Genomic DNA, 25,277 nt, shown 5'->3' with positions numbered 1-25,277 from the left:
CTACTTTTTATATTAATCTTCATCCTCATCTTCACCGCCAGTCTCTCCAAAGAAATCATCCCAGTCTGTAAAATCGGAGTCGATATCGTTTCCTACATAACCATCCATATCTCTTCTGTCTTTTTTGGTAGGCCTTCCCTCACCTTTGTTTCTGTAATAGTCCTGTGACATTTTACGGAGTTTCAACAGTTCGTATTGTTCTTTATCTGTTACGTCCTGAATATAAAGAGGCACCAGCTTGGCTCCAATTCTGCTTTTAGGGATCTGAATTACTTTTATTTTATAATCAATCTGATTCTTACGGATTTTAATAGTATCTCCTTCTTTTACCTCTTTAGATGACTTTACGGCAGATGTTCCTATAGAAACTCTGTTCTTTTTAATCTCCTCTGCTGCAATACTTCTCGTCTTATAAAAACGAATGCTCCATAAAAATTTATCTATTCTCATATTTTTTTATACTTTTGCCGTTATATTATTTGTAAAGTAATTAAAGTTTTTTGAAATGAAAAAAATATTTTTATATATCCTTGCAGGATCTTTGTGTTTTTCTGCCTGTAAAAAAGATGATACAATTGATACTTATGTAGAACCGGAAGACATCGCTACACAAAACACCTATGATGATCAGGCCATTAAAAAATTCATGGATGAGAATTATCTGGATGCACAGGGTAATATAAAAGCTTTCAGCTCTACGGACACAGCAGACGATACTGAAAAGAAATTATCTGAACTGTCGCCTGTAACGCTTCCTTCAGGAACAATCTATATTATGAGAAATGGTGCTCAGCCTGCACCAGCTGATGAAAAAACGATTGGTAGCACTGATATTATCAAAATTATGGGACGAGCATACTCTTATCTGGCAGTTAATTCTGATGGAAACACTTCATTTACATCAAAAGCTGCTTTTTTAAATACCATTGACGGAACAGGTGTGCCTGTTATTGATCCAATGTATTATTATGTAAAAAGATCAATATTAAGCCCCGTTACTAGCCCTGATGCAGCAAAAAAAGCAGGTTATTATCAAATTTCTGGTTTCAGAGAAGCTTTACAGAAGTTCAAAGCATTTGATAATCTTACCGGTGAAACACCATATAACTTACAAGGCGTCATTATTGTCCCTTCCAGAGCTGCTTTTGCAAGAAATCCTCATTATCCGTATTTAAATACGTCTTACAGAAATAAATCTTTTGTGTTCAACTTTCAGATTTATGGACGAGAGAGCAGACCGAGTGGTGAGGAACAACTACCAGAACAACAATAAAAGCAAACAAATATAAAAAAACACCGTCTTAATGACGGTGTTTTTTGTTATATCTAATATGGATTACGATCTTGCCTTCTGTTTTACATTTCCTAAAATATCCGGGAAGTAAAGATCTGCAAGGTGATCAAATTCATCTCCTCTCATAAACATGGTAGCGTCTACTTCTTCATAAGAACTTCTTCCTGCAGCAGCAATCAGTTCATTGCAGGTATGAAGTGTATTTTTGTGGAAATGATATACTCTTTCGGCCTTATCCGTCACATCAAGTCCTTTAATAAGCATTTTATCCTGGGTTGCTACTCCCGTAGGACAGTTATTTGAGTTACATCTCAATGCCTGGATACATCCTAAAGAGAACATAAATCCTCTGGCGTTATTACACATATCAGCTCCCATAGCAACGGCTCTCAGAATATCAAGACTGGTAAGAACTTTACCGCTGGCAATCACTCTTAATTTACTTCTCAGATTATAGTTATTAAGCGTTCTGTTTACAAAGATCAAAGCAGGCTCCAATGGCATCCCTACTCCATCAGAGAATTCTGGCGGTGCGGCTCCTGTTCCTCCTTCTGCTCCATCTATGGTAATGAAATCAGGATAAATTTTCAAAACATTCATCTGTACACAGATATCTTCAAATTCTTTGGTATCACCGATACAAAGTTTAAAACCAACCGGTTTTCCTCCTGAAAGGTCTCTTAACTGCTGTACAAACCTCAGCAATCCGGCAGCATCAGAAAAAGCGCTGTGTGATGGCGGTGAAATAACAGTCATTCCCGGTGTTACGTGACGAATGGCTGCAATTTCCGGTGTATTTTTTACTCCCGGAAGCACTCCTCCATGTCCTGGTTTTGCACCCTGTGATAATTTGATCTCAATCATTTTCACATTAGGAAGGTTTGAATATTTTGTGAATAATTCAGGGTTGAATTTTCCTTCAGCGTCACGGCATCCGAAATACCCTGTTCCGATCTGCCAGCAAAGGTCTCCTCCTTCCATATGATAAGGTGAAATCCCACCTTCTCCTGTATTATGATAGAAGTTTCCTTTTTTTGCGCCTCTGTTCAGTGAGATCTGTGCTCTGTCACTCAATGCTCCGAAACTCATTGCTGAGATATTCAATAAAGAAGCATGATAAGGCTGTGTACACTGTTCTCCTCCCACCCATACTCTCGGAAGTTCTTCTGACGGTGATTTTGCATAAATAGAATGCTTGATCCCTTCATATTTTCTGTGATTTACTTCCAGCTGCGTACCAAAAGCTACCGTATCACTTAAATTTTTTGCACGTCTGTATACTGCAGAACGCTGGTTTCTTGGAAATGGTTTCCCGTCTGTTTCCCTTTCAATAAAATATTGCTGCATTTCGGGTGAAATACTTTCGAAAAAATACCTGAAGTATCCCAATACAGGAAAGTTCCTCAAAATAGCATGTTTCGATTGGTAAGCATTGTAAACACCCAATGCATAGATTGCGGATAACAGCGTAGGTATCCAATAATGCGCTCTGATCAGTATTGCTATAATCCATGTAGCAACTACTAATACAATTCCCCAAGATAAAAACTTATCTCTCATGAATGTAGTATTTAAAAGTTTAAAAATAAATTTAGTGGAATTTTAGCAAAGAGCCTACGCTTTTGCTAAAAAATTTTGGTAAGAAGATTGCACAGAAACCGTGCCATCTGACAGGATTTTTTCTAAATTTAGAAATTCGATCTGGTTTACGGATGCAGGATCAAAGTCTTTCTGGACTCTCACATAGTTTTCTGTGAAACCAAACATTTTCCCGTCCTTATTTTCATGTTCCCAAAGAACAGGAAGCGTTTTTCCCAACTGCGTCTGATAAAATGCCATTTTCTTCTTTTCAGAAAGAATTCTCAGCATTTTGTTACGTTTTTTTCTTTCCGCTACAGGAACTACTCCGTCCATAGCGGCAGCTTCCGTATTTTCTCTTTCAGAATAGGTAAATACGTGAAGGTAGGTGATAGGAAGCTCATTAAGGAAATTATAGGTTTCCATAAATCTTTCTTCTGTTTCTCCCGGGAATCCTACAATAACATCTACACCGATAGCCGCATCAGGCATTACCTCGCGGATCTTGTTGACTCTGTCGTTATACAGTTTGGTCAGGTAACGACGTTTCATCTTTTTCAAAAGATCATCGCTTCCGGATTGTAACGGGATATGAAAATGCGGAACAAAGCTTTTACTTTTGGAAACCAGTTCAATACTTTCATCTTTCAAAAGATTGGGTTCAATAGAAGATATACGGATTCTTTCTATTCCTTCCACTTTATCCAGTTCTGAAATAAGATCAAGGAAAGTATGCTCGTGTTTTTTATTTCCAAATTCTCCTTTACCATAATCACCGATATTCACCCCTGTAAGAACAATTTCCTTGATGTCTTTTGCAGCGATTTCCGTGGCATTTCTGAGAACATTCTCGATGGTATCGGAACGTGAAATTCCTCTTGCTAAAGGAATGGTACAGTAGGTACATTTATAATCACAGCCATCCTGTACTTTCAGGAAAGCTCTGGTTCTGTCCCCAATAGAATAACTTCCGATAAAGAAATCGGTTTCTTCAATTTCACATGAATGCACTACGCCTTCACTCTCAGATTTCTCCAAATCGTCCAGGTAGCTCAGAATATTGAATTTTTCTTTTGCACCTAAAACCAGGTCCACTCCTTCAATTTGTGAAATTTCTTCAGGTTTCAGCTGTGCATAGCATCCAACAATTACCACCAGCCCTTCCGGATTGGCTTTCATTGCTCTTTTCACGTGAAGTTTACATTCACGGTCAGCATTTTCTGTCACAGAACATGTATTGATAACATACACATTCGCTTTTTCATCAAAGCTTACCTTATCATAACCTGCATCTGTTAATTGACGGGCAATAGTAGATGTTTCTGCAAAGTTTAATTTGCAGCCCAGTGTATGAAACGCGGCAGTTCTGTGAAAAGTAGACATTTGTTACTCCTGAATTTTATGGGTGCAAAGATAGTAATTTTAATAAGAATTCAAGATTGATTCAATCTATTGTTTATATTCATCTCTTACTTCGGGGCTGTTTTGAAAGCAGACGGATGATGAATTGGGAGCTGGATCCTGACCTGAAAATTTGGCTTTCATTTCTGTATTAAACTCCTGAGATCGGTTTCGGGCAATAGAAAGCGTGTTCCAATCTTCATTCTTTATCATTTTGGCAATATAAACGATCTGACCTATATGATAAGGATAATGTGCCAATTGACGAAGAACTGCATCAATCACAGGATGTGCTTCTCCTCTGATATAGGTTGACGCATAAAGATTATCCTCATTTATTTTCTCAAGAGCATCAAAAAAGCATTGCCAGCCTTGTTCCCAAAAATCCAGAACCTGTTCTTTAGTGGTAAAGGTATTGACAAATTCTCCGTCACGGTTACGCCAGGATTTCTCACCATCTTCGGTCAGGAAATTGGTCCATCTTGAAAGCATATTTCCTGCAAGATGTTTCACAATAATGGCAATAGAATTACTTTCTTCATTATACTGCCAGAACATCTGCTCATCTGTTAACTGTTCAAAGGTTTTATCACCAAGAGATTTATAGTATTCAAAACGTTTTACAAACAGGTCTTTCATTCTTTCTATTTTGATATCTAATTTAAAAACTTTTAAAAATAAAAACCACCTCAATTGAAGTGGTTTTTTCTATCTATTTTATTGACTATTCTCTGTTTTTCACCAATACCCAACCTGTGAATTTGAGTGCAGTATTCTTTTTATCATTTTCATTCCATGTGATAGAATACCAGTATGTTCCTGTAGGTACTCTTCTTCCTCCCTGCGTACCATCCCATTTATAGCCATTGGATTTGTCTGCCTGGAAGATTTTGTTTCCATAACGGTCGAAGACATTCATGATCAGGTTTTGTTTGTTTGCCAGGGCTGAATAATCAATCACATCATTTATTCCATCTGCATTGGGTGTTATCACATTAATCAGATTAGGGACAACAATTCCTATTTCTATCGGATCACAGTCATAAGCATCTTTTACATAGACTTTATGATCTCCTCTTGAAAGATTACTGAATACATTGGAATCCTGCCAGATGATATTATCTATTGAATATTTATATGCCGGAGTTCCTCCTATTACAGATACTGTGATGGTATTGTTCGAGATATCGATACCGGAAACAACAGGCTGTTCGGAAGGAAGTACTTTTACCGTTTGTGTTGTAACACATTCTCCTGTTTTAAGTTTTACCCAGTATACTCCTATTCCGGCTTTGATCGTTTGTGTAGTTGCTCCTGTACTCCACTCGTAGCTTTTAAATCCGGGACCTGCGTCCAGAGTGGTCTGATCTTCTGCACAAATAGTCACATCTTTAAGTTTATCAGAATATACAGGTGGAATAACAATTAAAGTAACCTTAGCCACATTATAACATCCCTGAGCATTAGAAACTCTTATATACACAAATCCATTAGGTGCAATGTAATTATTGGGATTCAGGATTTCATTGGTCTGATTAACAGCATCTGTCAATGAAGGATAGTATTTTTTTGCAGGGTTAGTTTGGCCGGTTACCGAAGCATTAACAAGATTGAAAGAAGCTGTGGAGGGGCTGGCTTCGATGAAGCATGATCTCAAAGTTGTTTCATTCACTACCACAACCGGATAAAATTTCAGGGTAATCTCTGCTACAGCGGTACAACCGAATTCTGAGATCACCTTCACGTAGATAATACCTTCTGCAGAGACAAATGCCATTGGGGTGGTAATCTCATTGGTTCCGGTATTGAGATCCGCCATTGTAGGATAGTATTTCTTTGTAACGTTCGGGTTGGCGATAACATCTGCTGTGGTTAAATCAAATAAAGCTGTGCCTGCATTATTATTGTTGCATTGGGTTAAAGTTGCATTTTTCACTGTTATAGACCCATTTTTAAATTTAAATAATCCAACCTGTTTACATTTATTGAGCGGATTAGACGTATTGGTTGGATCGGTATAATTGATGCTGTAGTAATAGACAGTTGTCGTATTTACCGTGATAGGTGTTGTAATGGGATTATTCCCCGTTAAGGCATCATTCTGACTCAGATGATAACTTACCCCAAAGTTTTGATTTCCATTAAGAATTCCTGAGGATAATGTAGAAAAATCGAATAAAGCTGTAGCAGAACAAATGACCACTTCTCTTGGGTCAGCAGGATTTGCAGCCGGAATTCCGGGAGGATTAAATGGCTGTGTCTGAATAGCCGGATCTGTAAATGGTGAAGCCAGTGTTGCAGTTCCTCCCCACGTTAAAGAAAATGGAGCTGTAGTGGAACTGGTACTGCTCACCCAGTTGTCAATAAACAAGTAATACGTTTGCCCTGGCAAAACATCAAGATATCTACAATAAGGAGTCAGAGAACCTCCTGCAGCGCTTAAAATTGTGCTTGTCATATTCAATCCTGTAGCGGGTCCGGGTCCGATAACTGTTGCTGCATTACAACGTATCGGCGACCCTAAACTTCCACAGGTTACATTAGGGCCAAAAATCGCCCAGTCATAATCGGCATCCGGATTATTCGGAACAAGGTCGAAGGTAAGTGTACCTCCTGTAGCGATTGTAATTTTATACCAGATTGAGTTGTGTTCTCCCGTAAAATCTATACAACTTCCGGAGTTTACCAATTCTTTTATATTACCATATCCGGTAGGACTATACGTGATATTTGAATTTCCACAAACGGAGAGTGCAGTAGCACAGTCTGCCTGAGCATAGAAAGTATGAGAGAGACATAGAAGTATGAAAAGTAGAAGTTTCCTCATAGATTTAATGTTTTTATGGTTATATCAGTTACACATTGTATTGATAATCAATACCCATCAAATATAACCTTATTTTAATTAAAAACAATAAAATATAAATAATTTTAAACTATTATAAATTAAAACATCAAATAATTTAAAATAATCTATATTATATCAAATTACACAACAAATAATCAAATCTATAAAATATTCACTTTATTTTATACTTGTAATATTTCCACAGAGATTTTCCAGGTGAAATATTTTATGGAAAGGGCTTTTTACTTCTTTCAGATGTTCTTTATCCTGAATGAAAGTATATCTTGAGGCAATAGAATTCATATCGGAAACAATAACCAGCCAGCATTCATCCACAGAGGTGTCATAATATGGGAATTTTTCATTCTTTTTTTCAATAAGTTCAAGAATCTTTTCCGAGCAAAGCTCATCAAACAGATTCATGCTGTATTCATGGGTAATAAAGACATTTCTGCGGTGGAAAGATTTTCTCAGACTTTTCACACAGCCTGCTGGTTTATTTTTTTTGATGCTTTTATAGATACTGATGATGTTTTCCTGCTGTACTTCGAGATTGTCAAATTTCGTTTCCGGGTGGAATTCCAAAAAATAAACACCACGATATTTCGTAGTGTCTTCCTGTTCTAATAGTATTTCTGCCTGACGGAACATTTTATTCAAAGTACTTTCTACTTTTTTCATTTCCAGATGATTGATTACTTCGGTAAGTTCTATTCCGATTTTTTTGTCGTTGAACTTGGCGATAAAGTCTGGACTCTCGCAGGTAAGGTTTTCAAATTTCACTTCGGGAAAATGATGCATAAAAGAGTTGAGAAGAAGAATCTCGGATTTCTTTCTGTACTTTTCACGGTCATGCAGCGGAGATTCATCTATGGTACGGTGATACTTTTCCATTGGCTTTTTTTTCAAATGCCGATTAAGATAGTATAAACTAAGATTCTTTACCAGATCTTCTTCAGAAAAAGTCTTTTTCATGTGTGATTTTTTTATTTAATTAAAGAACACATGCAGCCAATGGCTTTCATCATTAAAAGTTTTTGATAATCAAAAATTTACACTCTTAAAGGTAAGTAAAAAAACAATTCAATACTTAGTTTTTAAATTAATTTATCGATTAATTAATGTAAAGTTTATTTTCATAATTAATACCTTTGTCTTTTTAAACACAAACCCAAACTTATGGATTTCAGGAATTTCAGAATACCCTACACTATCAATCCTCAATATTCAAAAAAGACCGTCTATTTCTCCATGGAATTTGCTCTTGAGCAGGTACTTAAAATATATTCCGGAGGGCTTGGCTTTCTGGCAGGATCTCACATGAGAAGTGCTTATAACCTTAAGCAGGATCTTATTGGAATCGGTATCCTGTGGAAATTTGGTTATTATGACCAGGCAAGAAACCACGACCAGTCTTTACAGCCTGTATGGACGAAAAAAATGTACAGTTTTCTTGAAGATACCGGAATAAAATTCCAAATCGAAATCCACAGTGCTCCGGTTTGGGTAAAAGTATGGTACCTTGATCCTGAAATCTTCAATACGGCCCCCATGTTTTTCCTTTCTACAGATGTTCCGGAAAACGATCACGTTTCGAAAACAATCTGTCACAGGTTGTATGATGCCAATGAATCTACAAAACTTGCTCAATATATTTTACTGGGAAAAGGAGGAGCCAAGTTACTGGATGAAATGAATATTGAAAGAGAGGTGTATCATCTTAATGAAGCCCATGGACTTCCTGCAGCATTTTATCTTCTGAGAAAATATAACGGAGATCTTAATAAAGTTAAAGAAAAACTTGTTTTCACCACTCATACCCCTGAGGAAGCAGGGAATGAAAAACATAGCTTCAGATTATGCTATGATATGTCCTATTTTTCAGGATACAGTATGGAAGAAGTAAAAAATATTGAAGGATCTGATGACGACCGTTTTAATCACTCTCTCTGCGCATTAAGAATGGCCAGAATGGCCAATGGAGTTTCCCGGCTTCATGGTATGGTTTCCAGAGCCATGTGGAATAAATATCCGGGAATCTGTGAGATCACTTCTATTACCAATGCTCAGGAATTTAAATACTGGTCTGATAAACCTTTATACAATGCAAAGGATGAAAACGACAGTACAGTTTTCGATTTCCGCAAAAAATATCTGAAGAAAAAACTATTCAGTATTGTTGCAGATCAGACAGGAAATTTATTTAATCCTAATGTCTTTACGATGGTATGGGCCAGAAGATTTGCAGGCTATAAGAGAGCAGAACTTCTTTTACATGATAAGGAAAGATTCTACAGACTTCTGAATAATCCAAAATATCCGGTACAGATCATCTGGGCAGGGAAACCTTACCCAATGGACTATTCTGCCATTTCTACGTTCAATACACTGGTTGAAGAAAGTAAAAACCATAAGAATATTGCTGTTCTTACAGGTTATGAGCTTTCTTTAAGCAAGTCTTTAAAACAGGGTTCTGATGTATGGCTTAATAATCCAAGAGTTCCGAGGGAAGCTTCCGGAACTTCCGGTATGACGGCTGCCATGAACGGATCTGTCAATTTATCCACAGATGACGGCTGGATCCCGGAATTTGCCAGACACGGAGAAAACTCTTTTGTAGTTCCCAAAGCAGATTATCTGAACATGAGTATTTACGAACAGGATAATTATGATTTAAATAAATTGTATGAAATTCTTGAAAATGAAATTCTCCCAACCTATTACGACCGTCCTGACGAATGGAGAAAAATCCAGTACAATGCAATGAATGATGTGAAAGATCATTTCAACAGTGACAGAATGGCGGATGAATATTACAGAATCCTCTATAATCAGCAATAGAATTAATGAGCAATATCCTGAACACATCTGAATCCGGTGTGTTCAAGGCTTGTATCAGGACTGCTTTTCATGCGGCGGGCTACTCTGTATCCGCTGCAATAGCTATCATTACATAAAAAGCTTCCTCCACGCAGGCTGCGTTTTACACTATACGGTTCCTGAGGGTCATAAGACCTGTCTGCACCCTGAGGATTCACAACGAGGCTGCCTTCCAGTTTTTTATAGTAATCATAATTGTATAAATCGCTGCACCATTCCCAAACATTTCCAGCCATGTCATACAGGCCATATCCGTTGGCTTTAAATGATTGTACAGGAGCAAGGGTAATATAGCCGTCTTTCTTATCATTAAGGTAGGGAAATTTTCCTTCCCAGCTGTTCGCTTTAGGAATTCCTGCATTGATGGGTTCATTTCCCCATGGATAAATATTATTTTTTAATCCGCCCCGTGCTGCAAATTCCCATTCTGCTTCTGTAGGCAAGCGTTTACCTGACCATTTACAGTATGCCTGTACATCATCCCAGCTTACATGTACCACGGGATAATTGTCTTTTCCTTCAATATTGCTTGCCGGTCCCTGAGGATGCTTCCAGCTAGCACCTTTCACCCATTTCCACCATTGGCTGAAGTCATTCAGATTCACAGGTTTGCTTGTGGGTTTAAATACTAATGAAGCAGCTACCAGCAAGCTATCCGGAGGTTTCGGAGTACCCTCAGGCAGGTTTTTTTTTAATTCATCCCAATCGGGTTTACGTTCTGCCGTTGTGATATATCCTGTAGCATTTACAAATTTGCGGAACTGTTCATTCGTTACTTCGGTTATATCCATATAGAACGGAGAAACTTTTACTCTGTGTTTGGGATATTCATCTGCATCAGCATAGCTGTTATCCCCTCCCATATCAAATTCACCCCCGGGAATGAATACCATTCCTTGCAAAGAAATTTTCCCGTTAAAACGGATATGGGAAGAATCTGCAGCTCCTAACCGCTTCGGAACATTCATACAGGTGTGTCCCGGTTTCTCTTCCTCCGGTTTTAAGATTTTATTCTTATTACAGGAAGATAAAAAACCTAATACACTTATGAATACAACCATCTTTATTATGAAAAACCTCATTTCTTATCTGAATATTTACAGGTTTTATGATTTTGGCTTGCTATATCTCCATCCCTTTTTCATCTGTAATGACAATTGGCTAACCAGCTTTTTAGAAGAAACTTCTTCAGCGATATTCACATTTTCATCAGGGTCATTTTTATGATCATACAGTTCTCTGGCCAGATAAGCTCCCGGCTTGCCAGTCTCTTTATTCCATTCAAACCATTCTACATATCTGTAACGGTCTGTACGGATAGCATATCCCATTCTTTCCACATTTTGCACCCCTCTGGCTTTTACTCCAAACCTACCTAATAAAAACTGGCTGTAGGATGCTGTTTTCCATTTACGGGCAGGATCTGTAAGCAGAGGTTTCATACTGGTTCCCTGAAGATAATCAGGTATTTTTATTCCCGCCATATCGCATAAAGTGGGATAAATATCCACAAATTCTGTAAGAGCATCGCTTGTTTTTCCTTTTGCTTTTACTCCTGCCCCACTGATAATAAGCGGTACTCTGGTATCAATCTCATAGTTGCTCTGTTTACACCAGCTGTTATGCTCTCCCAGTTTCCAGCCATGATCTCCCCACAATACGATAATGGTATTTTCACTAAGCTCCAGTTCGTCAAGTGCTTTTAAGAGTCTTCCTATCTGAGCATCCGTATAAGAAACAGAAGCGTAATATCCATGGAGAAGTTCCCGCTGCTTTTCAATATCATAAGGTTTTTCTGAAGGCAAAGGCAGATCAGATCTATCAGTATACGCTCTCAGTTCAGTATCACCATGTACGGCAAATTCCGGAGCATTTTCTGGCATGAATTGATTTTTCGCAAGCGGTATATCGTTTCTGTTATACAAATCCCAGTATTTTTTAGGAGCATTAAAAGGTAAATGCGGACGGTAATAGCCTACTGAAAAAAAGAAAGGCTTATCTTTTCCTTTTAATTCTTTCAGCTTTTGAATGGCCATGGTTGTCTGTGCTCCGTCATAATAGGCATCATCATCAACGTCTGCCATTTCAACGGAATTAGCCTTTGTATAGACAAATCCATAGGCATCAGGCCTGGCTTTTCCAATTTTTTGAAGACCAAGTTCTTTTTCCTTCTGAATCATCTTGTTTTTTTCCATCTGGTACACAGCGTCCGGATCAAAAGGATATCCGGCTACATGAAGTTCTTCATTCCAGGACTTATCATCAGGAAAATTATTATGAAAGGTTTTTCCTATCCCTACCGTATAATAACCGTTATTTTTGAATGCCTGAGGAAGAGTGATTGCATCCGGGAGGTTTTTCCTGAAATCTGTCTGAAGATCCCATACACGCACAGAATCTGGTCTCAAACCTGTAAGAAGGCTTGCTCTAGAAGGATTACATACCGCCTGCTGACAGTATGCTCTATTAAAAACGACTCCTTTTGCTGCAAGCTTATCCATATTAGGCGTTTTTATAACGGTGTTTCCATAACAGCCCATTTCAGGTCTTAAATCATCAATAGGAATAAACAGAATATTGGGCCTTGTTTGCTTTGCATTGGATCTTATACTTTTTTTAGGTTTAGGATTGTCTTTATGGAAACTTGCACCACTTATTGTTATATAATTACAAATCGATATAATGAATACTATTTTTAAAAAATTGAAATTCTTCATGAGGTCCAAATTTTCTTTTATTGATAAGATTTAGTTGTTATCAGCTTATCTTTCACTTGTTTCCATCCTTTTTTACGTTGCTCAGAAAGCTTTTCCAGGATATCTTTGTTTTCCGGATAAACTGCAATATTGAAATTCTCTTTTGGATCTGAGCTAAGATTATAAAGTTCCTGAGCCACAAGTTCTCCAGGCTTTTGGGTTACTTTATCCCAATAATACCACTCTATCAGATGATAGCTTTTGGTCACCATTGAATATCCCATGTAATTTTTTTTGTTAAGATGTATTCCTTCGCCGGCCGGCCGCAAAAACTGACTGAATACAGCTCCTTTCCATTCCACACTATTTTCATTCAGAAGTTTTTTAAAGCTTACTCCTTGCAGATAAGAGGGAGTTTCTATTCCTGCGAGATCACAGAGGGTAGGATAAAGATCTACCATCTCTACCAGTTCATTGCTTTTGCTTCCTGGATTTTTCATTCCGGGCGCATAAACAATAAGCGGAACTCGGGTATCATTTAAATAATTAGTCTGTTTCCCCCATGCATTATGTTCTCCTAATTTCCAGCCGTGGTCTCCCCATAATACAATAATGGTGTTATCTATCAATTTTTGTTTTTCAAGCTCATCAACAAGTCGTCCAATACAGGCATCAACATAACTTACAGAAGCATAATACCCATGTTTTAGCATTCTGGCTTCTTTTTCCGGCATTCTGAAGTAGGCAGGATGTCTTACATATTCAAGGTCATAACAAGCAGTCATCTCTCTTTGGTTATACATGGCCATGCTTGGTGCATTGAACGGAATAAAACTGTTATCTGCCATTGGTATTTCCATAGGATCATAAAGGTCCCAGTACTTTTTAGGAGCTACAAATGGTAAATGCGGTCTGAAATACCCCAATGCCAGGAAGAAAGGTTTCTTTTTATTTTTAATACGGTTGATCGTTTGAATGGCAAGTGATGTCTGAGCTCCGTCATACAATGAATCATCAGGACAGTCTGCCACTTCTACGGAACGTCCGTATGCCCAGCCGTTAGCATATCTTTTAGGATCTTTGGCTAATCTTTCCAGTCTTTTGGCTGCAAGCTCAGTTTTAAGTTCTCCGCTGAAATAAAAAGATTCGGGATCTCTGTCTATCATATTTTTAACGGCATATCCTTCAGGACGGAGATCAGGCTCCCGAAAAGAGATAGAATCAGGCATATGATTATGAAAAATCTTTCCGATGGATACTGTATGATAATTGAATTTTTCAAACTGTTGAGGAATCGTTACCACATCAGGATGTATTTTGCGAAATTCTTCTCCCAACACCCATACTTTGGTGGAATCCGGCCGTAAGCCTGTTAAAGCACTTGCTCTGGAAGGAGCGCAAACAGCCACCTGGCAATATGCATTTGTGAAAGTAGTACCTCTTCTTGCCAGCTTATCAATATTGGGTGTTTTAATAATTGTATTACCGTAAACTCCCAGTTCCGGTCTCAGGTCATCAACCACAATAAAGATTACATTGGGTTTAGATTTTTTTTGCGACTGTCCTGCAATGATGCTAAATGGTAAAATCAATAGAAATATATATATTGATTTTAAAGTTGAAAATCCAAACATATCAATTATTTTACGTAATCAGCCTTCTAAGAATGTGAGTTGCATTGTGGCAGCAAAGAAAAGCTTCCCAAGGTTGTTTATCGATTAAACACTGGATCAAGAAAAACTTTAAACATCCACAAAACATTAAGGAGTCTTTTTTCATCATTTGTGTTTTATTTTGAAATAAGATATAATGAGTTATGGATGTGATGCAAATTTGCAACAAAAAAGAATAAACTCTTGCAAAGTGAACTACATCATATATACATCAATAACATAAAATACACATTTACAGTAATTTACAAATCCCAACATTATCAAGACATAAAAAAATACAGTAAAAAAAACAGATCAGCTGATTTTCCATGTCCTGCTTTTATCTCCACTTCTTCTCGATTATTCGAAATACATGAAATATAGAATACAAAAAAATCCAGAAAGTTTATCTTTCCGGATGATGAATTACTTATTTTTTTAGATGGTACTTTCATACCTTTTTCCTTCGCTTCAGAAATACCTATGGCTACGGCTTTTTTCTGCTTGTCACTTTTTTCCCGGAAGAAGACTTTAATTTTCCTTCCTTAAATTCGTGCATTACCTTTCCTATTTTGTCATGAGCTTTTTCTGAATATTTAATCTTGCCCATGATCAGATTTTTAGGATTTTGGCAGGGATACCCCTAATTCATAAACACAGGCATGTTTCAAATATTTTGAACGCTCTCTAGAAGTTACCGATTCAAAATGATCATTTTTGATTACAATAATCGGATCTTCTATATTTTCAATTTCAAAATTGGCAAAGTATCGCTCATCAGGGCTGGTTTTATCATTACTTGCTTTTATTTTCTGCAGTTCGTCCGCATATTTTCTGAATCCCGGATCTGATGAATGAATAAATTTATACTCATCGCCTGCATACACATAGTAATGAATTTTTTTCTCTATCAACCCCGCTTCATCAGTAATTTCAGGATTATCATTTCCGTCTCTGAATACTACTTCTGCCAATGTTCCTCCTTTTTTTTGAGCACATTCTTCCGCGTCCTTAAAACTGGAAAAACCTGTATAAACAATCTGATCGCTTAATACATAACGGTTCAGCTTCTGGTTGTATGCATTCGTTTCCATAATTATTATTTGATTTGATTATATAAAATGATATTCAATTTTTTTGCCAAAAAGCTCATTTGAAAAGCTTTTTTATACATTTTAATAAAATTATTATCTTTGAAATCCATTACTATTAGAAATGAAAAAATTATTCTTAACTCTTACTGTTGCGGCGGTATTTCAAAATGTGTCTGCACAGGAAATCACTTTAGATAAAATATATTCAGGATATTACCGTGGAAAAGGGATTGCAGGAATCACTTCCATGAAAAACGGAGAAAATTATCTCGTGATTGAATCTTCAGGTATTGCAAAATATTCTTATAAAACTTCACAGAAGGAAGGAAATCTTGTGGACGGAAAGTTTGAAAGCTATATTTTTTCTGATGATGAATCTAAGATTCTTTTACAGACCGGAAGCCAGCCTATTTACAGACATTCTTTCCTGGGAAAATTTGATGTAAAAGATTTAAAATCCGGAAAAGTAATCAGCCTGAATGAAGGGAAACCGGTTCAGGAGCCTACATTTTCGCCGGATGCTACAAAAGTGGCCTTTATTTCTGATAATAATCTTTTCTATCAGGATCTTAGCTCCGGAAAAATCACACAGATTACTACGGATGGTAAAAAGAACTCTATCCTGAATGGTTTGGCAGACTGGGTATATGAAGAAGAATTCGGGCATGCAAGACAATATGAGTGGACAAAAAATTCTGATGCTATCGTATTTGTGAAGTCTGATGAAAGCCAGGTTCCGGAAATCTATATTCCCATTTATGGAAAAAACCTTTATCCGGCTGAAATGCGTTATAAATATCCAAAAGCAGGTGAGAAAAACTCTGTAGTTTCAGCACAGCTATACCGTCTTGATAACGGAAAAACAATGCAGCTGAACTTAGGTTCTTTCAAAAACTACTACATCCCGAATGTATTCCAGACTGCAAAACCGGACGAAATTGTTTTAATTACGTCTGAAAGGATACAAAACGCTTCGGATATCTTAAAGGTAAATACCAAAACAGGAGCAGTTCAGAAGTTATTTACTGAAACGGATGATAAATGGATTGATACAGACAGTCCTACTCTTGAATTCCTTGAAGATGATTCCTTCCTTTGGGCTTCTGAGAGAGACGGAAACCGTCACCTGTACTGGTATGACAAAGATGGTAAGTTGAAAAAACAGATCACAAAAGGAAACTGGGAGGTAACGGATTATTATGGTTTTAATCCAAAGTCTAAAGAAATTTATGTTCAGACTACTGAAAAAGGAAGCATTAATAAGGTGATTTCCAAAGTAAATATTGACAACGGAAAAACTCAGCTGATCTCTAATGCAGAAGGAAACAACGCTGCGAACTTCAGCAAAAACTATAATTATTTCATTGAAACATCTTCTACAGCATCTAAACCTTATACCTATGTTTTAAAAGACGGTAACGGAAAAGCGGTAAAAGAACTTCAGAACAACAATGACCAGTTACAGAAACTAAAAGCTGATAATTTTGTTGAAAAAGAATTCATTACGATTCCAAACGCTGCAGGTGATCAGATGAATGCCTGGATCATGAAGCCTAAAAACTTTGATCCGAACAAGAAATATCCTTTATTTATGTTCCAGTATTCCGGACCTGGATCTCAGCAGGTTGCCAACTCATGGGACAACGGAAACGCCATGTGGTTCAATCACCTTGTACAAAAAGGATATATTGTTGCTTGTGTAGACGGCCGTGGAACAGGCTATAAAGGAGCAAAATATAAGAAAGTAACTTATATGAATTTAGGAAAATATGAGATTGAAGATCAGATCACAGCAGCCAAGTGGTTCGGGAATCAATCTTATATTGACAAGAGCCGAATCGGAATGTTCGGATGGAGCTTCGGTGGTTATATGACAAGTTTGGCAATGACTAAAGGAGCTGATGTCTTCAAAGTAGGAATTGCTGTAGCACCGGTAACCAACTGGAGATATTACGACTCTGTATACACAGAAAGATTTATGAGGACACCTCAGGAAAACCCGGATGGATATGATAAAAATTCTCCTACGGAATATGCTAATCTGTTGAAGGGGAAATTTTTGTTGATCCACGGAACGGCTGATGATAACGTTCACTTCCAGAATTCTATGGAGTTCTCTGAAGCTTTGATTCAAAACAAAAAACAGTTTGACTTCATGGCTTATCCTGATAAAAACCACGGAATTTACGGTGGGCAGACAAGACCTCAGTTGTATCAGAAAATGACGGATTTCATCCTGAATAATCTGTAAATATCAAATTTAAATCTCACAAAAAATTCCTTTCAGAAAGTCTGAAAGGAATTTTTATTTACATACCTGTTAAGGATATTTGACAGCTTTATCCAGTTCTATAGGGTTGTTAAATGCTTTTAATTTTTTTCTTTCGTTGGCTTCTGCGGGTTTCAGCTGTTCTTTGGAGAGAATTGTGCCGTCATCAAGCTGTAATTTTTGCCCTTCGCGCATAGTCAGATTTCCATTCAAAACATATTTAAAAGGGTTGGAATAGAGGTCCAGCCTTAGTTTATTTAAATCTTTTTGAGTAACGGGAATTGCTCTGGGGATATAATTATTTAATGAATTACGTTGATAATCATCCGGAATCTTTTCACTCTTAATCACATTAAAATAATAATTCTTTTTTGTATCATACAATTCCATAATCAATCCCGGTAATCCGCTAAACTTATAAGGTCCGTAAGGCATTGGGATATCTTTAGTAAACCATGCGATCCAGTTTCTTCCTCCAAATTCAGTGGTCGCCTTTTGAAGCGAAAGATTATCAGCTATTTTTATACTGTCTGTAATAGTCCACTGTTGCCTGGCCTCCTCAGATATTTTATAAAAATTTACATCTCCGATATATTCATAGTTTTGGTATATATTATCATCCTTCTTTTTTAATAAAAAAGAAGTCAGTCTATTAATTGGAGTTCTCCCGGTAGCAGTAAATACTGAATCACTAATATAATTCAGTCTGTTATAATAAGCAATATCCTCTTTTGTGATATCCAGATAATAATTTTCCCGGGTGATATCTTTTGAGGTTGAATCTTTCTTGTATTTCACCTCATAGATGAACCGGTTGTTCTGGGAAAAAAACATTACAGTTCCCAGCAATATAAATAATAAGCTTTTCATAATAATTTAATTTTCAGATAATAATTCCGGGATAAAGAACTCCAGATCTGCTCTTTCATACTGAACCGGGTATTCCGTGTCATTGATAAAGATATTGGGTGTAAAATGTATCCCATTGCTGCTTACCCACTCTTCATGTCCTTTTAATAAGGCAAGTGCATTCTCTGAGTTTCCAAAATATTTAGAATATTTTTGATACCAGCCACTTTTGTTTTCACTATATCCCTGAACGTCATACCAGCCGCTTAACGCTTCCAGAAATGCTATTTTATTTTCGCTATTGATGTAAATATTGGTAAGATTTACATGAACCGTTCTATTATCCGGATCATCCCTGCTAAGGTCTATATCAAAGAAAATGTTGATTCTCAACTCATCAGAATACTTTTTTACCAGCTTTAGAAAAACAGGGTAAAATTCTTTACAATGCTTACAAAAAGGATTGGTGACAAAGGTTAAAGTTCCACCTGCTTTTTCATTTCCAAACACAAAAGCGCTTGAAAAATCTTCATTGGTCAACCTTTTCTGCAAAGACAAATTATTTTTGAAAAACTGGTAGTTTCTTCTGAATTTCAGATTTCTTTTTAGGGTATTTTCGTCTTTCTGTTCCTTCTTATTTTTTATTCTAAAATTAATCAAGACAATGAGTGAACCCAAGCTCCCGATTAAAAACAGAACAGCACTGATGTCCGGTTTTTTACTTGTAAAGGAGATAAGATTGGCTGCTATCAACTGAATACATACTGAGGCTATGATTACCATGCAGACAGGACAGTATTTTTTAACAACAAATACCTGATAGAATAAGGATAAGAAAGCAACGGGTATGAATGCAAATAACCCATATTGATAGATCTCAAAAAAGAATTCAATATTTTTTATCAGACCAAATAAAATAAAACAGACTATCTGACTGGTAAAAAACAGCAGTGAAATCTCAGATAAATCTATTTTGTTAAAAATCTTCCATTTTTTCGAATTAAAAACCAGGTCGCAGTCCGTATTCAAATAATTGCTTTTACATACTCCAACCGGAATGAATGTTCCTTTACCATGTGTCTTTTTATAAGCTTCATGGGCAAAGATGAATCCGATAAGTCCGGTAGCCGCAAAGATCAGTTTCAAAACCAGATTGGAATCATCATATACGAAAAGGAACAGAAACAGCAGCGTTACAATTCCCCAATTGATGTATGTATAATCAAGTTTTGATTTTGTATAAGATTGCTCTTCAGACTTTTCTACAATAAGTATTATATTTTCCCATTCCGAAAAAAAATCTTCCGTTTGAGAACCATTTACTGTTATTTTATTATCTTTATTACTCACCACTGCCAACTCTCCTTCTACTAAAGCCAGAAAATCCTCAGGCAAAATATCTTTTTCGTCATTATTAATTCTGTAACTGTAATTTTCAATATTGAAAAAGCTTAAAGCATCAGAAAATGCAAGAAGGCTTGGAAAATCGGGATGTCCTTCCAATTGAAGTTCAAACTCATCCCTATCAATATGTATTTCATTATAATCCAGATAATTGATAACAGCAATATAACTTTGGCGTGTCATTTTTAAAGCATCTTTTTATATTAAAAAAAAGCAACAGTTTCCTGTTGCCATTTTAAAAGATTTACATTGATTACCCACAACAAAAAGTACCATTGCAATAAGAATCACCATTCCCATTATGGGTATTGGCACAAGCTGCATTCGTACATCCACATCCTCCATATGCATCAGGTGCCATCTTCCCTCCTTTAATTGTTCTCTGCTCTTCTCTTGATAAAATTCCTTTCATCTTTTTTAAATTGATCTTTTTCATAATAAATGTTTTTTAATTACATGTCATTATTGACACTTCGAAACTAGAAAACAAATATCACTTAACAGAGAAATTAATTTGTATATTCTGTGTACAAGCCGTTATTTACACTATTTACATTCTGTGTACAAGTTAAATTCAGCAATATAAATCACTCTTTATACTTAAAATTTTATATTTATTTCATTAATCATTTATACGCGTATTATTTATTTTATCAATTAAAATTAAAAAGCTATTTTTGGGAAATTTGAAAATTGATTATATGAAGACTAAACATCCTAAAGGGCTGCCCTATCTCTTTTTCACAGAAATGTGGGAGCGTTTCGGGTATTACCTGATTCTTGGAATCTTTGTTCTCTATGTTATTGAGCCTACAGGCATGAAAGGCGGACTTGGACTTCCGGATAAAACTGCTGATGACATTTTCGGAACTTATATTGCCTTAACTTATCTGACTCCATTTATTGGAGGGTTCCTGGCAGACAGGGTTTTAGGATATATTAAATCTATTTATCTTGGAGGTTTTTTAATGGCTGCAGGATATATAGGAATGGGTGTTTTTAAAGATTTGCCTTTGTTTTATGCTTCTCTGGCATTAATTATCATCGGAAATGGTTTCTTTAAACCTACTATTTCAACATTACTAGGAAATCTCTATTCTGAAGAACCTTACAAAGCGAATAAAGACTCCGGATATAATATCTTCTATATGGGGATCAATATCGGGGCATTTATCTGTAATATTATTGCGGCTTTTATGCGTAATAAATTCGGTTGGGGTGAAGCTTTCATCACCGCGGGTGTAGGAATGCTTATCGGAATGGTTATTTTTACAATAGGAAGAAAGCATTATATCCATGCTGCACAGATGAAACCTGTACAGGAAGGCGATACCAAGCTTTCAGAAATTCTGATCAAAGTATTTGTTCCTGCTATCGTTGCCGGAGCAATAGGTTGGTTTATTCCTGGGAATATCTTCGGAAGTGACAGTACAGATGCCTTTATTTTCGCATGTATACCCGTTATTTATTTTTATGCATCTCTTTACTTTAAAGCTAAACCTGATGAAAAAGCATCTATCGGGGCATTACTTTCTGTATTCCTGATCAGCATGTTCTTCTGGGCTGTTTTCAAACAAAACGGTACAGCTTTAACAAGATGGGCGAATTATTATACCGACAGAAGTGTTCCTGCTTCTCTTGAAAAGCCACTGGAAGGAATTTATATGGTGGAAGGGAAAAGTTATGAAGATAAAGAAACCCCTGTTTATGACAATCAGTTCCGTTCTCAAAAAGATGATAATGGAGAAACTAAAAAGGAAATGGGGAAAGATGTTTACTTTAAAAACATATCCCCTGAACAGCGTGCGGTTCTTGAGAAAAATCCGGAAAACAAAGTATATCTTTACAATACAGAATTATTCCAATCTATCAATCCATTCTGGGTTATTGCTTTGACTCCAGTTATCGTAGGATTCTGGGCATTATTGAGAAGAAAAGGCAAAGAGCCTTTAACACCAACTAAGATTGTTTTAGGATTATTTATTTCCGGACTTTCTTGTCTGGTAATGGTTTTAGCAGTGATAGCCGGAGATAATGGATCTGTAAAAGTCTCTCCTCTATGGCTGGTGGCCAGCTACGGAGTGATTACCATCGGTGAATTATGTTTATCTCCAATGGGACTTTCTTTTGTATCTAAACTTTCTCCTGCAAGAATTACAGCATTGATGATGGGAGGATTCTTCCTGGCTAACTCTGTTGGAAATAAGCTTTCAGGAATCCTGGCCAGTACATGGTACAGCTACGAAAACAAAACGAATTATTTCCTTGTTAACTTCGCTTTGTTAATATTCGCTACACTTTTGGGCCTTTCTATGTTAAAGAGACTGAATAAAATCATGACAGAAAAAGGGCATTAAAATGCTCAATATTATAACGATAACCAAGCTGCGGACTAGTCCCGCAGCTTTTTTATTTAAAAATAAAATTAAAACCTTGCCAAAAACCCAAAATAAACTATATTTGTCAGTCTTAACAAAAATTAACAATAGAAATGGATAATATTGAAGCATTGAGTCCGAAACCGGATGAATTTGTAGAGAATAAGAATTCCAGGCATCCTAAAGGATTATGGGTTCTTTTCGGAACAGAAATGTGGGAGCGTTTCAACTTTTATGGAATGAGAGCTCTTTTGACGCTCTTCATGGTAAATTCCCTATTAATAAAAGAAGCTGATGCAGCAATCATCTATGGTGGATTTCTGGCTTTATGTTATTTAACCCCTCTTTTGGGAGGATTTATTGCTGACAAATATATAGGAAACAGATACGCTATCATCATTGGTGGATCTTTAATGGCTATCGGCCAGTTCTTATTATTCATCAGTGCCTCTACTTTCTCAGCAGATATTGGAAGTGCTAAACTTATCATGTGGCTGGCATTATTCGTTATCATTTTCGGTAACGGATTCTTCAAACCGAATATTTCCTCAATGGTAGGAAGTCTTTATCCAAAGCAGGAAAAATCTAAACTGGACTCTGCTTTTACCATTTTCTATATGGGGATCAACATTGGAGCATTCTTAGGTCAGTTTATCTGTCCATACTTAGGAGACGTAAAAGATGCTGCAACTGGGGTAAGAGATATCTTTGCTTTCAAATGGGGATTCTTGGCAGCTTCTATTGCAATGGTAATTGGGACTGTAACCTTCTTTATCCTTAAAAACAAATATGTAGTAACTCCGGAGGGAAGACCAATCGGGGGATTACCAAAAAACAATACAAGTGCTGACTTCGAAGAAGGAGAAACTCAAACTGCCAAATTCTCAGGTCAGGCTTTAGGAATCACCGGAGGAATATTTGTTGTTTTATTCTTCATTTTCAGATACCTTCTTGTAGGTGAGTTTGGATTCAACTCCGTAGAAATGGGACAGTTGATTAAAGGGATCATTTATCCATTCATCTATTCAGCTGGTATTGCTCTTGCCTTCTTAATTATGTCTTCTGCTGAAAATAAGGTAGAAAGACAAAGAATCTGGGTAATCTATATTGTATCATTCTTTATTATTTTCTTCTGGGCTGCGTTTGAGCAGGCAGGATCTTCATTAACGTTTATTGCAGACAATCAGACTGACAGAAACATTTTCGGATGGAATATGCCGCCTTCAATGGTTCAGATCTTCAACGGTATTTTCGTAGTTCTTTTAGCGGTTCCTTTCAGTTTATGCTGGGACAAGTTAAGAGCTAAAGGAAAAGAGCCGGTATCTCCGTTCAAACAAGCGATGGGATTAGCACTGATCGCTCTTTCTTATTTTATTATTGCACACAATGTAAAAGATCTTGGAAACTCAGGATTATTAGCCATCAAATGGTTAATGTTATTATATTTCATTCAAACATGTGGTGAGCTTTGCCTTTCTCCAATTGGTCTATCATTGGTTGGTAAGCTTGCTCCAAAAAGATTTGCTTCATTACTATACGGTGTTTTCTTTATTTCTAATGCTGCTGGTTATGCATTGGCAGGTTCATTAGGAGCGCTTATCCCTGCTACAGGTGATAAGTTCAAAAAGGCTGAAGAAATGGGTATTAATCTACAGGATGTTTTAGATAAAAAAGTAACCCTGACAGCTGATCAGGTTGCAGCTTTTGATAAAGCTCAGCTTCCATTACACAACCCTACTTTTGTAGGATTTGAAATTCACAATTTATTTGAATTCTTCATGGTATTCGTAGTACTTTGTGGGATTGCTTCTGTGATTTTAGGTTTAATTTCACCTATCTTAAAGAAAATGATGCACGGTGTAAACTAATTGTATCAACAAAATATCATAAAACCTCTGCTAAGTCAGAGGTTTTTTTTATTTTCGTATGATGGAAATTTCCGAAGATTCTTTATTCCAATCCGTAAAGGAAATCATTAAGCAGTCGCGCGAAAAAGTGTTTCGTATAGCGAATTCTACGTTGCTGCTCACTTACTGGCAGATTGGAAAATTGATTGTTGAAGATGAACAACAGGGAAAAGAACGGGCAGAATACGGAAAATATACGCTGAAAAAACTTTCTCAGAAGCTTACCTTAGAATTTGGAAAAGGGTTTGATGAAAGTAACTTAAGAAACATGCGCTCTTTTTATCATGCATTTCCAATATGTGACGCATTGCGTCACGAATTGAGCTGGACTCATTACAGATTACTGATAAGGCTGGACAATGCTGATAAAATGAATTACTATATCAATGAATCCGTTCAAAATAACTGGAATTACAGGGATCTTAAAAGACAAATCAATTCGCTTGCTTATGAAAGGGTTTTAGAAAATAAAAAATCTTCTCCGGAAACTATTCACAGTGTTTTAAAAGATCCTTATATTTTTGAGTTTCTTGGATTAAAAGCTGATGAACAATTTTCTGAAAAAGAAATTGAAACAGCCATTATTGATCATATTCAAAAGTTTTTACTTGAATTTGGAAAAGGGTTTGCTTTCGTAGCGAGACAACAACATATTTCTACGGATACATCAGACTTCTACATCGATCTTGTATTCTATAATTACATCTTAAAATGCTTTGTCATTATTGATTTAAAAACAGGAGAACTTTCTCATCAGGATATAGGACAGATTGATATGTATGTAAGAATGTATGATGATCTGAAACGCGGTGAAGGAGATAACCCAACCATCGGAATTTTATTATGTTCAGAAAAAGATGAGACCATTGTAAAATACTCCGTTTTGAATGATAAAAACAATTTATTTGCCAGCAAATACCTGCTGTACCTCCCAAAAGAAGAAGAATTAAAACAAATTATTGACCAGGACAGAATCCGCTTTGAACTGGATCAGAAAGATAAAAACCCTTAATTAGAATTTAATCAT

Annotated in this window: 19 protein-coding genes and 1 pseudogene; 6 read left to right on the top strand and 14 right to left on the bottom strand. The window is 36.5% G+C overall.

What is annotated here, in order from left to right:
- Positions 1-12: 12 nt before the first annotated feature.
- Positions 13-450: an RNA-binding S4 domain-containing protein gene (locus EK417_RS14485; protein ID WP_076596711.1), complete on the bottom strand. Its 438-nt coding sequence runs from the start codon at positions 448-450 to the stop codon at positions 13-15.
- Positions 451-505: 55 nt separating this feature from the next.
- On the opposite strand from EK417_RS14485, the gene EK417_RS14480 reads away from it, so the two are divergent.
- On the top strand, positions 506-1,273 hold the full coding sequence (locus EK417_RS14480; RefSeq protein WP_136522542.1) for a hypothetical protein: 768 nt from the start codon (positions 506-508) through the stop codon (positions 1,271-1,273).
- Between the two features lie 63 nt (positions 1,274-1,336).
- Here the strand turns inward: EK417_RS14480 and EK417_RS14475 are convergent, their stop codons facing one another.
- The 5 genes from EK417_RS14475 to EK417_RS14455 form a co-directional block, all read right to left on the bottom strand.
- Positions 1,337-2,854: an FMN-binding glutamate synthase family protein gene (locus EK417_RS14475; RefSeq protein WP_136522541.1), complete on the bottom strand. Its 1,518-nt coding sequence runs from the start codon at positions 2,852-2,854 to the stop codon at positions 1,337-1,339.
- Positions 2,855-2,908: 54 nt separating this feature from the next.
- On the bottom strand, positions 2,909-4,255 hold the full coding sequence (mtaB, locus tag EK417_RS14470) for a tRNA (N(6)-L-threonylcarbamoyladenosine(37)-C(2))-methylthiotransferase MtaB (RefSeq protein WP_136522540.1): 1,347 nt from the start codon (positions 4,253-4,255) through the stop codon (positions 2,909-2,911).
- Positions 4,256-4,321: 66 nt separating this feature from the next.
- The gene (locus EK417_RS14465) at positions 4,322-4,912 is read right to left on the bottom strand and encodes a DUF1572 family protein (protein WP_136522539.1); all 591 of its coding nucleotides are present in this window, start codon (positions 4,910-4,912) and stop codon (positions 4,322-4,324) included.
- Between the two features lie 85 nt (positions 4,913-4,997).
- On the bottom strand, positions 4,998-7,100 hold the full coding sequence (locus EK417_RS14460; protein ID WP_136522538.1) for an FIDD domain-containing protein: 2,103 nt from the start codon (positions 7,098-7,100) through the stop codon (positions 4,998-5,000).
- A 198-nt stretch (positions 7,101-7,298) separates the two neighbouring features.
- On the bottom strand, positions 7,299-8,096 hold the full coding sequence (locus EK417_RS14455) for a hypothetical protein (RefSeq protein ID WP_076596705.1): 798 nt from the start codon (positions 8,094-8,096) through the stop codon (positions 7,299-7,301).
- Between the two features lie 204 nt (positions 8,097-8,300).
- On the opposite strand from EK417_RS14455, the gene glgP reads away from it, so the two are divergent.
- Positions 8,301-9,962, top strand: a complete 1,662-nt coding sequence (gene glgP, locus EK417_RS14450; RefSeq protein ID WP_110368300.1) for an alpha-glucan family phosphorylase — start codon at positions 8,301-8,303, stop codon at positions 9,960-9,962.
- Positions 9,963-9,964: 2 nt separating this feature from the next.
- Here the strand turns inward: glgP and EK417_RS14445 are convergent, their stop codons facing one another.
- The 5 genes and pseudogenes from EK417_RS14445 to EK417_RS14430 form a co-directional block, all read right to left on the bottom strand.
- Complete coding sequence (locus EK417_RS14445) at positions 9,965-11,062, bottom strand: formylglycine-generating enzyme family protein (RefSeq protein ID WP_228457942.1); 1,098 nt, start codon at positions 11,060-11,062, stop codon at positions 9,965-9,967.
- A gap of 45 nt (positions 11,063-11,107) precedes the next feature.
- Positions 11,108-12,718 (bottom strand): sulfatase, encoded by a 1,611-nt coding sequence (locus EK417_RS14440; protein ID WP_136522536.1) that lies wholly within the window; start codon positions 12,716-12,718, stop codon positions 11,108-11,110.
- A gap of 17 nt (positions 12,719-12,735) precedes the next feature.
- On the bottom strand, positions 12,736-14,289 hold the full coding sequence (locus EK417_RS14435) for a sulfatase (protein ID WP_168801999.1): 1,554 nt from the start codon (positions 14,287-14,289) through the stop codon (positions 12,736-12,738).
- 341 nt (positions 14,290-14,630) lie between these two features.
- A pseudogene (locus EK417_RS21420) lies at positions 14,631-14,908 on the bottom strand (DUF6496 domain-containing protein).
- Positions 14,909-14,969: 61 nt separating this feature from the next.
- Complete coding sequence (locus EK417_RS14430) at positions 14,970-15,443, bottom strand: hypothetical protein (protein ID WP_076596701.1); 474 nt, start codon at positions 15,441-15,443, stop codon at positions 14,970-14,972.
- A gap of 121 nt (positions 15,444-15,564) precedes the next feature.
- Here EK417_RS14430 and EK417_RS14425 point away from each other — a divergent pair, with 121 nt between their 5' ends.
- Positions 15,565-17,694 (top strand): S9 family peptidase, encoded by a 2,130-nt coding sequence (locus tag EK417_RS14425; RefSeq protein ID WP_136522534.1) that lies wholly within the window; start codon positions 15,565-15,567, stop codon positions 17,692-17,694.
- A 69-nt stretch (positions 17,695-17,763) separates the two neighbouring features.
- On the opposite strand, the gene EK417_RS14420 is transcribed toward EK417_RS14425, so the two are convergent.
- The 3 genes from EK417_RS14420 to EK417_RS14410 form a co-directional block, all read right to left on the bottom strand.
- Positions 17,764-18,582, bottom strand: a complete 819-nt coding sequence (locus EK417_RS14420; RefSeq protein ID WP_076596699.1) for a GLPGLI family protein — start codon at positions 18,580-18,582, stop codon at positions 17,764-17,766.
- Between the two features lie 6 nt (positions 18,583-18,588).
- Entirely contained in the window at positions 18,589-20,148 is a 1,560-nt protein-coding gene (locus tag EK417_RS14415) for a vitamin K epoxide reductase family protein (protein ID WP_110368294.1), read from the bottom strand.
- Between the two features lie 70 nt (positions 20,149-20,218).
- Positions 20,219-20,401: a hypothetical protein gene (locus tag EK417_RS14410; protein ID WP_110368293.1), complete on the bottom strand. Its 183-nt coding sequence runs from the start codon at positions 20,399-20,401 to the stop codon at positions 20,219-20,221.
- Between the two features lie 265 nt (positions 20,402-20,666).
- Between EK417_RS14410 and EK417_RS14405 the strand changes: the two genes are divergently transcribed.
- The 3 genes from EK417_RS14405 to EK417_RS14395 all read left to right on the top strand — a co-directional run bounded on the left by EK417_RS14405 (position 20,667) and on the right by EK417_RS14395 (position 25,262).
- Entirely contained in the window at positions 20,667-22,322 is a 1,656-nt protein-coding gene (locus EK417_RS14405; protein ID WP_076596727.1) for a peptide MFS transporter, read from the top strand.
- Between the two features lie 134 nt (positions 22,323-22,456).
- The gene (locus EK417_RS14400) at positions 22,457-24,211 is read left to right on the top strand and encodes a peptide MFS transporter (protein WP_076596697.1); all 1,755 of its coding nucleotides are present in this window, start codon (positions 22,457-22,459) and stop codon (positions 24,209-24,211) included.
- A 61-nt stretch (positions 24,212-24,272) separates the two neighbouring features.
- Entirely contained in the window at positions 24,273-25,262 is a 990-nt protein-coding gene (locus EK417_RS14395; protein ID WP_317129510.1) for a PDDEXK nuclease domain-containing protein, read from the top strand.
- Positions 25,263-25,277 lie beyond the last annotated feature (15 nt).

The sequence above is a fragment of the Chryseobacterium candidae genome (assembly GCF_004916905.1).
Taxonomy (GTDB): Bacteria; Bacteroidota; Bacteroidia; order Flavobacteriales; family Weeksellaceae; genus Chryseobacterium; species Chryseobacterium candidae.
This window is presented reverse-complemented; position numbering and strand designations above follow the sequence as displayed.